This window comes from Lactococcus sp. SK2-659 (genome assembly GCF_020218185.2).
Classification (GTDB): domain Bacteria; phylum Bacillota; class Bacilli; order Lactobacillales; family Streptococcaceae; genus Lactococcus; species Lactococcus lactis.
In genome coordinates this window covers 1,029,464-1,044,082 of record NZ_JAIWQZ020000001.1, presented here as the reverse complement: position 1 = coordinate 1,044,082, position 14,619 = coordinate 1,029,464, and the positions used below count along the sequence as shown (strand labels likewise).

The window sequence follows — 14,619 nt, the reverse complement described above, 5'->3', positions numbered from 1 at the left end:
TGTGAACTTAAATAATGACAGAAGATAAAAGATTAAAAGTACGTGCATCATATCTTACCAAAAGATTTGCTTTAAAGGTAAATAATGAAAGTGACAAAAAAAAGTTTTTCAAGGCTAATAATCAAACTTTTGATTTTTGGTCATTAAGAAATGTGAATTTGAATGTTTATGACGGTGAGTGTATAGGTATTATAGGTTTGAATGGGGCAGGTAAGTCAACTCTCGTCAATCTAATCAGTGAAATAATTTCTCCGACAACAGGTAATTTACAAGTTAATGGCGAAGTTTCAACCATTTCTATAGGTGCAGGACTTCAAAATGGGATTACTGGTCGAGAAAATATTAGATTAAAATCTCTGATGATGGGAATGAGTAATAAAGAAATTGATGAACAAATGGATGAAATTATTGCATTTTCAGAACTTGGTCCATTTATTGATGAATTAGTAAAGAATTACTCTTCAGGGATGAAATCTAAACTAGGATTTTCTATTGCCGTATATCAAAATCCTGATATATTGATTATTGATGAGGCCTTATCAGTTGGTGACAGCACTTTTGCTGAAAAATCTTCAAAAAAGATGTTTGAGTTTCGACAACAAAAAAAGACAATATTTGTAGTATCTCACGACATTAATTCAATCAACAAGTGGTGTGACCGAGTTTTATGGCTACACTATGGTGAAGTTAAAGAGTTAGGACCCAAAGATGTAGTGCTGGAACATTATAAGGAATTTATAAATTGGTACAACAATCTTTCAGCAGAACAACAGGCGATATATAAAGAAAAATGTCAAAAGGAACAGTTAGATTATTCTCTACTAAATTTGCGAGAAGAAATCTCCGATACGATTGATACGAGAAAAAGAAGTGCAAGTAAAACAATTAATAAAATACTTGATGTTAAGGACGGCTATAAATTAAGTTTCTTTTCAAAAGTGATGTTGGGCTTGGTTGCTATAATTATCATAATGTTATCGCTAATTGCAACAAGTAACTGGACGATGCAAGAAGCATTAGGAAAGCCATATGAATTTTTTACAGAAGGCCATCTCTTCCACCGAAAACCTACTTTTGAGCGGGAACTTAAAGAGATAGAATCCTCGGAAAGTAAAAGTGAAAAGAAGACATCTAGTAAATTAAATGAAAGTACACAAAAAGTTTCAAAAAGTTCGGTATCATCATCAACGACAAGTCATTCGAATACTAGTGCGCAAGCTACTAATTATACGGTAAAAGCTGGTGACACGCTTGGAGATATAGCTGCAGAAAATAATACAACTGTTCAGGCTATAGAACAAGTAAATCCAAATACGGACCTAAGTGTTATCAGTCCTGGTGAGATAATTAATCTTCCAGGAAATTCTAGCACTACTGAAATGTCACATTAAAAGGAGTGCAAAATGAAATATGTATTTATCTACTTCAAGGAACAGATAGATAATTTATCTACGATTGTCTATATTTCTAAATTTACAGCCAAAAATAATTATATGGGTTTAAAACTAGGCAAAATCTGGTCTTATCTTGAACCCTTAACTCTTTTCTTAGTATTTTACTTATTATTTGGAGTGCTATTTCCTAGAACAATTCCAGGAACTGTTCCTGCCGTACCGTGGATTTTGATTGGTATTGCAGTCTGGTTTTTCCTACAATTTACGGTTGTGAATGGGTCTACTAGTATAGCTTATCAATATAATTATTTTTCAATGATGAAATTTCCCATGAGTATTTTACCAACGGTACAGATGTTTTACAATCTTCCCGTTTTAGGGGCTATGGGAGGTGCAACTATAATTATTGCAATGTATGATGGTTATTTTCCAAACTTATATTGGATTCAGCTAATATATTATGCTATTGCATTAATTGCGTTGGTCTTATCATACACTTTGCTTTGTTCAACAATTGTTGTTTTTTTTAGAGATTTTAAAATGTTTTTGACCTATGCGTCTAGATTTATGATGTATTTTTCTGGAGTTGTGTTTGATATGACAACTTTTCATATCATTCCAGGTGCAATTAGACAAGCAATGTTATTGAATCCTGTTTATTATGTTGTAGAGGGATTTCGTGATGCAATTTTTGCTCGGCAATGGGTCTGGCAAAAGGATTGGAGTTATACCTGTGTATTTTGGGGGATTATCTTTATACTATTTGTCGTAGCAAGTTATTTGCATATTAAATATAGAGATAAATTTTCTGATTACGTTAATTAATAGTTTATTTGGAATTCAAGTTATAAAAATATTAGAAGTTAGATTCTAATATTTTGACTGAGATATTATTAAATGAAAATAAGAGGAATAAAATGACTAAACTTACGGTAATTATTACGGATACCAATTTAATGACAATAGAAGACCAAGTCAAGAGTCTCTGTCAAAATAATTTAAATATTATTATCATGCTTCCTAAGGAAGATGATGATACTTTGAAAACGATGCTTGATTTTATTATCAAAAAATATAAAAAATTTGTTCCAATACAGATTATTAATTTTGACCCTGATAAGTATAAAAATAATGTAGAAGTTCAAAAACTTGGAGCTAGTTTAACAACAAGTGATTATCTTCTTTTTCCTGAAAGTGATATAGTCTATTCTAAGAAGATAGCCTCAAACTTAAAAGAGGATGTGATTTTCTTAAAAGTTGCTGAGTTTGACGGAGAATTTGCAAAAGTTTCCCAAAAACCTCAGAGTATACCCAAAAATTTAGAAGAGTTTCTCAAATCTGGCGGAACTTCCATTGATAATTATTTACTCGGAAATAAAATTATAAGTAAAAAGATATTTGATAAAGCAAATTCAGTTATAGAGCTAGCAGAAGCAAACTCCCTTACTGAATTTTTGAGAAACAACCTACCTTATGATAATTTGCAATTAGTCACAGCACTCTATACTGTGATATCGGAAGCAGTTATTAAGGAAAGCAATCAAACTGCATATCTTGTCGAAGAGGCTGAGGAAGAGCAGTTGAGTTCCCTAATTTTAGAAGAAGAACTTAATAATCTGGATGCTCAGTTTACCTCTATTGAAAATATAATAAACAAAGTTCAAGTTTCTAGTGAGGAACTTACAAATTTCAAAGATAATATTATAGGTAATTTGTTATGGAGATTAAATAATCATTTTGGCAATACAGAAGTTTTAGAAAAAGCTAAAGTGATTCTAAATAATCCATTGATTGGCTTAGGTATAGAACACGAAGTCAATTTTAAAGAAGTTAAGACAGATTTTGTCGATTTAGATAGTAAAAATCCAAGTGACCTGAAGGCGAAAATATATGTTTCAATGCACAAACCTTCATATGTCCCAGAGAATAAATTGTTGGTGCCTATTCAAGTGGGAAGTGAGTTAGCTTCTGAGGAAATTCCAAATGTTTTGCATGATAATGTGGGTGAAAATATTTCTTCTAAAAATAAACGCTATTGTGAATTGACAGCGCAGTATTGGGCATGGAAGCATGATAAAGATTCAGATTATTTAGGCTTTTGGCATTATAGAAGATATATGGCTTTTGATACAGGAAAAGCTAAAGATTCAACAATTTGGGGTGTGATTCCACGCGATAAAATTACAGAAGAACAACTTAAAGAATTTGCAATTACTGAAAGAGATATGTCTGAAGTTATTGACGGAGCTGATTTAATTATTCCTGAGAGTTGGCGAGTAATTGACACTGTAAATTTAGATAAAACTGGAAAGTTAAAAAATATTAGTCTTTATGAGCATTGGAATCAACATCTTGAAAAAAGTGATATTGATACTTTGATTTCAGTGATTTCAGAAAAATATCCAAAATACACTAGAGCATTATTTGAAGTATTATATTCGGATACGGCACCTTTTTATAATATGTTTATTATGAAAAGAGAATTATTTCAAGAATATAATGAATTTTGTTTTGGTGTTTTAGAAGAAATCGAAAAACAGGTGAACCATGAAAAATATTCTGTAGAACTTTATCGTACATTAGGACACATTGGAGAGCGTTTGGTTGCGATTTTTGCCAAATATTTGGAAATCAGTAGAAAAGAAATCACAATTCTAAAATTGCCAGTTGTTCAATGGAGTGATACAAGACCACTTCCTCAAAAAGTTGAACCCAAATATAGTAAAAATAATATTCCAATTGTTATGGCTTGTAATGATGCCTATATGAAGTATACTAGCGTCCTACTCCAATCAATTTTAGAAAATGCGAATTCTAAAAATAATTATGACATTTCAATTCTGCATAATGATATTTCTATTGAAACACAAAATAGAGCTTTGAAGAATTTTAATAAAGCTAATTTTTCAGTTAGATTTGTGGATGTATCAGCAAAAATTGCTCAATATGGAGAATTAAAAACAAACGCCCATATTTCAGTTGAAACTTATTATCGTTTCTTAATACCAGAATTATTTGCCCATGATAAGGTAATTTATATTGATTGCGATACTGTCGTTGAAAATGATATTGCAAAGCTTTATGAGATAGATATTGAAGATAATTATGTAGGTGCGGTAAGAGATTTTGACTTTATTGCTAGTAATTATACCCCTGAAAGACAAGAAGTTTACAAGAAAGAAATACTGAATTATCTTACTTTAAAGAGCTTTGAAGATTATTTTCAAGCGGGTGTTCTTGTGCTGAACTTGGAAGCAATTCGTAAAGATTTTAAAACAGAAGAATTCATTAATCTTGTACAAAAACGTAACTGGATATATATGGACCAAGATATTTTAAACTTATGCTTTAAAAATAAAGTTTTCTATCTTCCAGAGTCTTGGAATGTTATTACTTTAATGGAAAAAAATTCTGTTCGGGGGCAGATTATTCAAGAACGATTACCCTACCAGCTTAGTGATGATTATAATAAATCACGGAAAGCACCTAATGTTGTTCACTTTGCAGGTTCTTATAAACCTTGGTATTACAAGGAAAGTGATATGGCAGAAATTTTTTGGCAATATGCTCAAAATACAAGCTATTATACAGAACTTTTACTAGAAGCAAGTAATCCTTCTAAAGAGTTAAAATTGATTTTCACGAGTGATGCTAAGGGGCGAGAAAATGCAGGACTTCCCTTCCTAAAACTGATTCCTGAAAAGAATACATATGCAACAACATATTTTGTACTTGATGTTTTAGTGCTTGATGCCAACTTGGATCAGACCAAGGTGGGAACTGTGTTGATTAGTGTGAATAAAGAAACTTTGCAAACTAGGTGGCTGCAAGATGACCGCGGAATCTGGTCTAATTTCCAATTCCGTAAGCTAGGTTCAAATGTAGAAGTATGGGCAAAACATAATGGACAATGGAATGGTTATGTCATTGTACCTAAGGCCTATGAAACTAGAAGCTTTTCACTTGGTAAAATTGAAACAATTAAAGAAAACTTCACATCTGAGTTACAAGATATGCCTTATTAAAAAATAGAATAGGAAGTGATATGGCTAATCAAAATTATCCAAAAATTTTAGTATATACGGGCCTATTTCCTTGGGAAGATATTAGTAAAAGTAAAATTTTGTCAAACGATTTAATCGGAGGAAATACTGGGAATTTATTGTTTTCATGGTCAACATTAAATCTATTTAAAGAAGTTCCACATGAAAATTTCACAAAAACATACATCACCCTAAAGAACCATTTGAATGATTACGAATTTGATTATTTTCTTTTGCCCTTAGCCAACACTTTCAGGGAAAATAATGATGAAGAACTTATCTTTTTAATAAATTTGTTAAAAAAATTATCTTGTAAAGTCTTGCTAAATGGAATTGGTGGGCAATTTGGGAAGGTAGGTTTTCATAATTTTTCTAATGAAAAATTAATCCGAGAGTTTATAGAGTTACTCATAGAAAAGACGGTTTCAATTGGTGTACGAGACGCGCGAACGAAGGAATATATCACAGGTTTTTTGGGATATTCTGAGGCAAAAGTTGTCGTCATCGGCTGTCCGTCAGTCAGAATACTGAATAAAAAATTGAAGGCAAAAGAATACTTGCCTTTTAATGCAGACTTCAAATTGGCCGTTAATTACACACCAGGTTCATATGATAGGAAATGGGGCTGTTTTATTGATGGTATATTTAAAAATTATACCAACTCTTATGCGGTGCTTCAAGATTTAGATGAGGGTAAATTGATTAGCTATGGAAAGAATTTATTAGGTTTAAAAAGGCATGATTTAATTCCAACTTTTACAGAGCACCCTATTATTAAAAATAATCGATATAAATTATTTTTTAACCCAATTGATTGGATAGATGAGATGAATGAATTTCAATTTTCGATTGGGACGCGTATTCATGGGAATATTGCGGCAATCCTGGCTGGAATACCTGCACTGGTGATTGCTATTGATTCTCGAACCGCGGGATTGGCTCAAACACATCATATCCCTTATATTTGGTTTGATGAACTGACAGATAAGACTCGGATTGAGGAGTTATACTATCGTTCATGTATAGAGATGACAAATTTTTACGCTCATCTTGATGAAATAAATGAAAGATATTTTGGCTTTATTAAAGAGAATTTGGGTTTAAAGGTTAGAGATTAGAATAATTCAAGGTTAAGTAAAAATAAAAAAAGGTTGAAAAATTGAAAAGATACCCAGAAATATTAATACAAACAATTGCATTTCCATGGTCAGATTATGATGATGAGTTTATGAGGGAAAGAGATTTAATGAGTGGAAACACTGGTAATTTTTTGTTCCAATGGTCTACTCTGAACTTATTTTCAAAAGTTCCTCAGGAAAATTTCACACGTATTTGGGATTTTCGCCATAACCCAGAATTGCAGAAGAAAAAATACGATTACATCTTATTGCCAATGGCTAATGCTTTTCGCGAAGGAAGTGACGAAGAATTAACATATCTTATTGAAGTTATTGAAAAAGTTGATGCCAAAGTAATACTTGATGGAATTGGTGGACAGTTTGAAGAGGAGTCTTTTCCAAAATTTAACAACGAGCATTTAATAAAAAAATTTGTTTCGACAGTTCTTACTAAAGCAAAATCAATAGGTGTTAGAGATAAACGGACTCAGGAGTACTTGGTAAATTACTTGGGCTTTTCAAAAAATAATGTGGATGTTATAGGTTGCCCATCGGTTCGTTATTTTGGTCCTCATTTTAAAACTACAAAATATCGGACATTTTCAGATGATTTCAAAATTGGTATAAATTTCACTCCAGGTCAATATAAATATTCATGGGCAAAATTTTTTGATAAGGTTTTCCGTAAATATAATAATTCTTATGCATATTTTCAAGATATTGAAGAAGGTCGAATGCTACTAGATAACATTCCAATGCCGAGCAGTAAGTACCATGACTTACTACCAACATTTTTGAATCATCCAGTTATTAAAGAGAAGAGAGGTAAATTCATTGTGCGTCCAGATGATTGGATGGATGATATAAGTGAAATGGATTTTTCGATTGGTACTCGTATTCACGGAAATGTTATCCCTTTATTAGCTGGTGTTCCTTCCATGGTTATTGCAATAGATTCAAGGACAGCAGGACTTGCTGATTATAATAATATTCCTTATATCTGGTGGTATGAAATTACTCAAGAAACAACAATGGAAGAACTTTATTATCGTACTTGCTCGGAAATGTCAAAATTTTATGAAAGCTTTTATGATAAATATGACGAATATATAAATTTTTTCATAAAAAATGGAGTTGATCTTGAGTATTTAAATCCAGATTATGTACCTCAACATTTTAGAAAAGTTTCAATAAAGGAGTTGATTAATGACTGATAAGCTAAAAAATACAAGAATTCTGGTACACACAGCAATTTTTCCTTGGAATAATTACACGGATAAAGAAGTCATTGATATGGATTGGTTGAGTGGAAATTCTGGTAATCAGTTATTTCGTTGGGCAATGCTCAATTTATTTAAAAAAAACTCTCATAAAAATTTTGTCACAACTTGGGATTTTACTCATAATTTGGAGTTACAAAAATTAAACTATGATTATTTTATATTGCCCATGTCAAATACCCTGCGTGAGGGGAGTGAAAATGAGCTAAAATATCTGACAGATATTTTGAATAAGACAGATGCTAAGGTATTAGTAGCTGGACTTGGTGGAATGTTTTCAAGAGACGGATTTTACAAATTTTCTAATGAGAAATTTATCAAAAAATTCATTGAGACAGTGATGGAAAAAACGAATGTCATTGGTCTTAGAGATAATTATTCTTATAAATATCTTACGGAATATCTTGGTTATCCTGAAGAAAAATTTAGCATTATTGGCTGCCCTTCAGTAACTTATAATGGATATTCGCGAGAGAGACCCGCCTATTATAAAATTCATACCGACAGATATAATTTAATTGACCAAGAATTCAAGATTGCAGTGAATTATATTGCAGGAGAATATGATTATCATTGGGCTAGCTTTATCGACAAAGTTTTATTTGAAAACCAAAAGGCAGATATATTTTTACAAGATATTGATGAGGCTAGGCTTGTGGAATATGGTCATTCGCTTGTTGATGAAAGACGACATGACTTATTAGTTGGAGATAATCAACATTTTGCTTACGTAGAAGGACGTGCAAAATTTATTGCTGACCCTAATAGGTGGATTAGTGAGCTGAAAGACTATAAATTCTCATTGGGAACTCGTATTCATGGAGCTATTGCTGCGGCTTTAGCGGGCTTACCAGTTATGATTATTGCAACGGATTCAAATACAGCAGGGCTGGCAGAATATCATCATCTCCCTTATATTTGGGATTATGAACTGACAGAAAAAACAAGTGTTGAAGAATTATATTATAGAGCGTGTTTTGAAATGCAAGCTTACTATGATTTTTTTGATGAAAGCTATGACAAGTATATAAACTTCATCGCTCAAAATGAAATTGATTTAGACATATTAAATAAATCATTAATTCCTAAGCGATTGTTTAATTATAATAACTCCGTAGTGGGAAATCTCATCAGTTCTTGGGACGTATACTTAGATGAACTCAGTCCGTATTTTGAACTACAAGCGGGAGAAAGTATAGAGTTCAAAAAGAATAAAAAAGCTAGGAAAGGAAGTAAAAATTTTTGGACCTGGCAAAATTTTAGAACAAAATCACTCTTGCAGCTCAACCATAAATACAGAGTCACTGTTCTTTGGGAAGGGAAAAATAAAGAATTCATGTTAACTGCCCAAGATGGAAGCGAAGTTGTCAAAATAAGTGACGAAATTAAGGAAAATGGACAAGAAGTTGTTTTTGAAGTAGAAATCAAGAATGATGATATTGACCATATTGGATTTTCAGAAAACTTTAAGACAGGTAGAGTACATCACATTGGTATTGAGGAAATTGACTAATGGTATTGCTAAATAATATTGAACTTATAGAAAGTGGAAACTTTTCTTTTGAAAAATCTGAGGGCATAATTAAGTTTTCTAATCTTTCAATGGAGGAGTCCATTATGGGAAGTTGGGTAAAGATAAAATTACCTGAAAAATTTCAAAAAGGAGAAATTTAATTTTTAAAAATTGGGACTTTCGCACTCAAGCCTTCACGTCTTTTAGCTGGGGTGAGTGATATGAATGGGAGTGAAAGAAAGTTTTATTCGAGAGATGTTCCTGTTGGACTTGGGAAACAAGGTTATAGTGTTAAAGCTAAAGAAGACTATGATTTTTTGAATATATTTTTTGAAGATGAGTTGCTAATAAATGAACTGACTATTAGATTGATGATGAAAAAAGTTGCAAATAATCATATTTACCAAGTAACCAATGGTTTGACTACTGAAATAAAGAGTTATCCAGGTTTAGTTATTAAATTTCTTGGTCAAGGTTCAAACGTTTTTATTGATGAAGGGTCTAAGTTTAAAAATACCTACATTAATATTAATGATTTTTCAAAAGTTTAGATAGAAAAAACCGATGAAGAGGGAACTAACAATACTTTAATTAATTTTGGAACGCTAAGTTCTAACAATGAATTATTAATAAAAAAGGCTGTAGTATTGGTGGTTTAAATTTTGTAATCGGAAATGAGCGTCATTTATCTGTCCGTGTGGGTGAGGATAATCTTTGGTCAACTGGAATAGTTATCAGAGCTTCAGATGGTCATCAAATATTTGATAATAAGTCTGGAAGATTAAAAAATAAATCAAGACCTATTGTAATAGGAAATCATGTTTGGGTTGGTGCCAACGCGACAATTTTGAAAGGAAGTGTCATAGCAAATGATAGTATCGTTGGTAATTCGGCAGTTGTGGCTAAGGAATTTCAAGAAAGTAATGTCGCAATAGCAGGTAATCCAGGGAAAGTAGTAGGCCAAGATATTTCTTGGCTCAGAGTTTTAATTATCTGAAGTACTTAAAAGAAGGGAAATATGCAAAATTTAAAAGATAAACATCAAAAAAATAAGAAAAGAAAGTGGCTGTTTGCTTTAGTAGTTATTATATTTTTAGTGACAGTTGGGCTAATCCTACTTTTAACGCAATCTACACGAATTTCAGCAGAGCTGGGTCAAGCAAAGGCACAATATTCAATTGGTTTGAACTATTATCAGAAAAAGAATTATGTAAAAGCACGGACTTGGCTTGTCAAGGCATCAAATCAAAAGAATGCGGATGCAGAAAACACACTTGCAGTCATGTATTTAAACGATTTGGGAGTAAGAAAAGATGCTCTAAAGGCGGAAGGACTTTTTCAAGATTCAGCAAAAAAAGGAAATAAATATGCGCAAGAACATTTGGGAACACTTTATTATTTTGGTCAAGGAGTAGTTAAAGATTATACTATCGCTGAAAAATGGTTAAAAAAGTCATCTGATGCAGGTATGGAAAATTCTCAAAATTTATTAGGAACTATGTTTTTGTACGGACAAGGTGTGGAAAAAAATAAACAAATGGCTATTGAGCTTTATCGCAAGTCTGCTGCTCAAGGAAATAAATATGCCCAAGCAAATCTAAAAAAATTGGGGATATCAGCCTAATAATTTCGATTTCAGCATATATTTAAGGTTAGATACAAATGACAGACTAAAATGATAGCTGCGTCAAAAAGTGGGGAAGTCTTTTCACAAAAAGCAAGACTTAAAGGAGAAAGATAAACAATGAATAATGAAAATTTATTGACCGAGATAGAAACTTCTTTTCAAAAAGGATTGTGGGTTAATCGAACGGATGAATTTTTTGTAAATCAATTCGAAGAGGTGGAGATAAAAAGGATTGAATCAAAAACACCCACCAGTCTCTTTTTGAATTCAATAAAAATAGCAGACCAAAAAGAGCATGTTTTTCAGTTTTCGTGTGAAATTTGGATTGAAAATTTTTTTAATTTGACACGTAGTGATGCTTTTTTAATGCTAACTGTCTTAAGTGACACTAATATAGTTCAAAATGTTGGTCAAAAAATGTTGGGTTCTAAAATAGAAAAGCAAGCTTTTGTTTCTGCAAATATGGAAAATCTAACATCTGGAAAATGGAAGCGTGTGGTCTTAAATATAAAAACTAGAGGAAAAATTTTTAATATTGCACTTCATCTTAGTGGAAATGGTTGGTTGAAATATAAAGGACTAACGTTAATAGAAACACAGCCTTCGGATGAAGTTAAAGATTATATTCTTTTATGATAGTACGGTCCGTTGATAATTTAAATCTAGCATTGTGTAAATATAACTAACAAGTTTTGACAAATTTTCAAGATAAAAATGTTAATAAAAGAGGTTAAATATGAAAAACGAAAAAATAGTATTAGTTGCAGGAACTTTTGATATTTTACACGAAAGTCACGTGAATATGTTACGAAATGCTAAAAATCTTGGAAATCAATTGATTGTTATGCTCTCGACGGATGAATTTAATATTGAGAAAGGGAAAAAGTCCTTTCAAGATTATGATACAAGAAAATATGTTTTAGAATCAATTCGTTATGTTGATTTAGTTGTACCAGAACAATCATGGGATGATAAGGGGTTTTATATTGACATGTTTGGGGTAAATATTTTCGCAATGGGTGATGATTGGAGGGGAAAATTTGACTTTCTTAAAGAGGAGTTTCCTGATTTAAAAATTATGTATTTTCCACGAGGTAAAGTTTCGTCATCTAATTTAAAACAGGAACTTGGAAAGCTTTATCTAAGCCATGATAAAAAGATATCGGATTTAAAAGATGAATAATAAGAAATGAAAATAGTGCAAAAATAGCAGATTATCTATCAAAAGAAGTGAGTAGGAGAAAAAAGGTCATGGATCATGGAAGTGGTTTACTGACAAGTTTATCAGTGAAAACAAAAACAAATGTATTAGAATCATATGGAAAGGAGAAAAAGTGATAAGTTTATTAGTTAGAATAAGGTTGATGATAATTAAGATGATTCTTTCTCTTTTTCTTAGGATTTTAGGGAAATTTGTAGAAATTGATGATAGATTGATTATTTTTTCTTCATTTAATGGTAAGACTTACTCAGATAATCCACGTTACCTTTTTGAATACATGAGGGATGATGAAGAATTTGCTGATTATCACTTTGTTTGGGCCTTTAAAAAACAAAAGGAAATTTCTGGTACCAAGTCTGTTAAATTAAATTCTTTGAGATACTATTATTTACTGACGAAAGCAAAATATTGGGTCTTTAATGCTAAAATGCCTACTTATTATTATAAAAAGAGTGAACAAATTTATTTACAAACATGGCATGGGACACCACTCAAACGCTTGGGACATGATATTTTTGACAATGGGAACACTTATTATCGAAGTCGTTTATCTTATAAGAAAATGCTCGAAAGTTATGATCAAGATAGTTGGCGGTGGGATTTTCTTATTTCCCCGAATGTTTTTGCGAGTCAAGCTTTTGTCAGTGCTTTTAAAATAAGAGAGGAAAAAGTACTAGAGGTCGGGTACCCGCGAGTTGATTATTTAGTAAATAGTAGATTTGATGTGAACATAGATTTAATAAAAGCACGCTATGGATTACCAACGAATAAAAAAATTATTTTATATGCGCCAACTTGGCGAGATAATTCTTTTGACGTAAAGGGATATAAATTTCAATTAATTGTAGATTTTCATAAATGGAAGAAAATTTTAGGTCAGAATACAATAATATTATTTAAACCTCATTACTTAATTTCTAATGTTTATCAGGTTCCGGAGGATTTGACTGATTTTGTTTATTTGATGGAGGCAAATGCGGATATTAATGATGCTTATTTGATGAGTGATTCTTTAATTACGGATTATTCTTCTGTGTTTTTTGATTATGCTAATTTAAATCGACCAATCTATTTTTATATGTATGATTTTGAAGAATATGAACAAGAGTTAAGAGGATTTTATTTAAATATTCCAAATGACTTACCTAATGATGTCATTACAAGGGAAGATGATTTATTAGTGAAAATTAATAATGAGGATTTTGATTATGAACGCTTGAGAAAGTTTAATCAAAAATTTAACTTATGGAATGATGGGAAAGCTTGTTCTAAAGTTGTTAAGAGGATTTTTAATGAAAACTAAATCAATTATTTTAACAATTATTCTTGGTGTTTTTTATCCTTTTTCCTTGATTCCTGGGCTTAGGAGGAATCGAATTACTTTTATTTCATTAGAACATGATAATTTATCAAAGGATTTTAAGTTGATTTATGAGCGTCTATCTGAAAAAAAGAAATATGAATTACGAACAGTTCTCTTTAAATTTGATTCTTCTTTCTGGGGAAATATAAAATATGGTTATGCTTGTATTCGTCAATTATTTTTAATTCAAAGTTCACATTTAGTGATTATTGATTACAATAATTTCGTAGTGTCCAAATTTTCGCATCGTAAGAAGGTCAAGGTTTTGCAACTTTGGCATGCAACTGGTGCTTTGAAAAAATTTGGGAATGATGTGGAGCGAGATTATAAGGTGAAAAATTATGATTATACAATAGTCAATTCAGATTTTTTAAAACCGATTTTTGCGCGTGCTTTTAATCTTTTGGAGTCACAAGTGATGGTGACTGGTATTCCTAATAATGATAAAATTTTTGATTCAATTTTTTTAGAAGAAACAAAACAAAGACTCTTAGCGAAATATCCGATTCTGAAAAATAAAAAGATTATAACTTACGCCCCAACTTTTAGAGGAAGAATTAGTACGCATTTTCGAGAAGCTATGATTGATTTGGAAAAAGTTCATCAAAAACTCGGGGAAGATTACTTAATTATTTATAAAAGTCATCCATTGATTTCAGATTCAAAATATGAAAATAATGAACGAGTTTTATTTATTCAGGATGAGTTGATTTCATCACTCTTTTGCATTACGGATATTTTGGTGACGGATTATTCGGCGATTGCGATTGATTGGATGGTTTTTGACAAGCCAATTATTGCTTAAAGTCCTGATTTGATTAATTATTCACGTAAACCTGGTTTTACTTTTGATTACCAAGAGGAGTTTCCTGGTCCTGTCAGTAAAAATGAGGAGGAGTTAGTTGAGGCAATCAAATCTGTCAGTAAAAATGTTGCTGAGAATCGTTTGAAACGAAAAAAATTTACTGACAAAATGTATAAATTTAATGACGGAAAATCAACTGAACGAGTCTTAGATTTGATTGAATCAATTATGAGCAGCTTTTAGTGATTGGAAAG

13 protein-coding genes and 1 pseudogene are annotated in these 14,619 nt (G+C 31.4%); all 14 read left to right on the top strand.

Annotated features, from left to right (window positions below; genetic code table 11):
• The first annotated feature begins 14 nt into the window (after window positions 1-14).
• The 14 genes and pseudogenes from LDP15_RS04905 (at window position 15) to LDP15_RS04840 (ending at window position 14,608) form a co-directional block, all read left to right on the top strand.
• The gene (locus LDP15_RS04905; RefSeq protein WP_015426211.1) at window positions 15-1,391 is read left to right on the top strand and encodes an ATP-binding cassette domain-containing protein; all 1,377 of its coding nucleotides are present in this window, start codon (window positions 15-17) and stop codon (window positions 1,389-1,391) included.
• A gap of 12 nt (window positions 1,392-1,403) precedes the next feature.
• Entirely contained in the window at window positions 1,404-2,219 is an 816-nt protein-coding gene (locus LDP15_RS04900) for an ABC transporter permease (protein WP_015426212.1), read from the top strand.
• 92 nt (window positions 2,220-2,311) lie between these two features.
• Complete coding sequence (locus LDP15_RS04895) at window positions 2,312-5,419, top strand: DUF4422 domain-containing protein (RefSeq protein ID WP_015426213.1); 3,108 nt, start codon at window positions 2,312-2,314, stop codon at window positions 5,417-5,419.
• A gap of 20 nt (window positions 5,420-5,439) precedes the next feature.
• On the top strand, window positions 5,440-6,555 hold the full coding sequence (locus LDP15_RS04890) for a polysaccharide pyruvyl transferase family protein (RefSeq protein WP_225513310.1): 1,116 nt from the start codon (window positions 5,440-5,442) through the stop codon (window positions 6,553-6,555).
• A 41-nt stretch (window positions 6,556-6,596) separates the two neighbouring features.
• Entirely contained in the window at window positions 6,597-7,769 is a 1,173-nt protein-coding gene (locus LDP15_RS04885; RefSeq protein ID WP_080619318.1) for a polysaccharide pyruvyl transferase family protein, read from the top strand.
• Window positions 7,762-9,348, top strand: a complete 1,587-nt coding sequence (locus tag LDP15_RS04880) for a polysaccharide pyruvyl transferase family protein (RefSeq protein ID WP_042230237.1) — start codon at window positions 7,762-7,764, stop codon at window positions 9,346-9,348. Before LDP15_RS04885 ends, LDP15_RS04880 begins: the two co-directional genes overlap by 8 nt.
• Window positions 9,348-9,509, top strand: a complete 162-nt coding sequence (locus LDP15_RS04875; protein ID WP_158414568.1) for a hypothetical protein — start codon at window positions 9,348-9,350, stop codon at window positions 9,507-9,509. Before LDP15_RS04880 ends, LDP15_RS04875 begins: the two co-directional genes overlap by 1 nt.
• Before the next feature lie 60 nt (window positions 9,510-9,569).
• Entirely contained in the window at window positions 9,570-9,899 is a 330-nt protein-coding gene (locus LDP15_RS04870; protein ID WP_052312051.1) for a hypothetical protein, read from the top strand.
• A gap of 146 nt (window positions 9,900-10,045) precedes the next feature.
• Window positions 10,046-10,345 (top strand): putative acetyltransferase, encoded by a 300-nt coding sequence (locus LDP15_RS04865; RefSeq protein WP_015426215.1) that lies wholly within the window; start codon window positions 10,046-10,048, stop codon window positions 10,343-10,345.
• Between the two features lie 21 nt (window positions 10,346-10,366).
• Complete coding sequence (locus LDP15_RS04860; RefSeq protein WP_225513309.1) at window positions 10,367-10,972, top strand: tetratricopeptide repeat protein; 606 nt, start codon at window positions 10,367-10,369, stop codon at window positions 10,970-10,972.
• Window positions 10,973-11,092: 120 nt separating this feature from the next.
• Complete coding sequence (locus LDP15_RS04855; RefSeq protein ID WP_015426217.1) at window positions 11,093-11,611, top strand: hypothetical protein; 519 nt, start codon at window positions 11,093-11,095, stop codon at window positions 11,609-11,611.
• 100 nt (window positions 11,612-11,711) lie between these two features.
• Window positions 11,712-12,158, top strand: coding sequence for a glycerol-3-phosphate cytidylyltransferase (gene tagD / locus LDP15_RS04850; RefSeq protein ID WP_163646177.1), 447 nt, complete (start codon window positions 11,712-11,714; stop codon window positions 12,156-12,158).
• A gap of 151 nt (window positions 12,159-12,309) precedes the next feature.
• Complete coding sequence (locus LDP15_RS04845; protein WP_015426220.1) at window positions 12,310-13,500, top strand: CDP-glycerol glycerophosphotransferase family protein; 1,191 nt, start codon at window positions 12,310-12,312, stop codon at window positions 13,498-13,500.
• Window positions 13,490-14,608, top strand: a pseudogene (locus LDP15_RS04840) (CDP-glycerol glycerophosphotransferase family protein). The gene LDP15_RS04845 and the pseudogene LDP15_RS04840 overlap by 11 nt, the downstream one beginning before the upstream one ends.
• Window positions 14,609-14,619: the final 11 nt, after the last annotated feature.

Bases quoted from the DNA above. Each gene is read 5' to 3' on its own strand.
- tagD (WP_163646177.1), top strand. From the start codon at position 11,712: ATGAAAAACGAAAAAATAGTATTAGTTGCAGGAACTTTTGATATTTTA.
- LDP15_RS04860 (WP_225513309.1), top strand. From the start codon at position 10,367: ATGCAAAATTTAAAAGATAAACATCAAAAAAATAAGAAAAGAAAGTGG.
- LDP15_RS04880 (WP_042230237.1), top strand. From the start codon at position 7,762: ATGACTGATAAGCTAAAAAATACAAGAATTCTGGTACACACAGCAATT.
- LDP15_RS04895 (WP_015426213.1), top strand. From the start codon at position 2,312: ATGACTAAACTTACGGTAATTATTACGGATACCAATTTAATGACAATA.
- LDP15_RS04855 (WP_015426217.1), top strand. From the start codon at position 11,093: ATGAATAATGAAAATTTATTGACCGAGATAGAAACTTCTTTTCAAAAA.
- LDP15_RS04890 (WP_225513310.1), top strand. From the start codon at position 5,440: ATGGCTAATCAAAATTATCCAAAAATTTTAGTATATACGGGCCTATTT.
- LDP15_RS04875 (WP_158414568.1), top strand. From the start codon at position 9,348: ATGGTATTGCTAAATAATATTGAACTTATAGAAAGTGGAAACTTTTCT.
- LDP15_RS04905 (WP_015426211.1), top strand. From the start codon at position 15: ATGACAGAAGATAAAAGATTAAAAGTACGTGCATCATATCTTACCAAA.
- LDP15_RS04900 (WP_015426212.1), top strand. From the start codon at position 1,404: ATGAAATATGTATTTATCTACTTCAAGGAACAGATAGATAATTTATCT.
- LDP15_RS04870 (WP_052312051.1), top strand. From the start codon at position 9,570: ATGAATGGGAGTGAAAGAAAGTTTTATTCGAGAGATGTTCCTGTTGGA.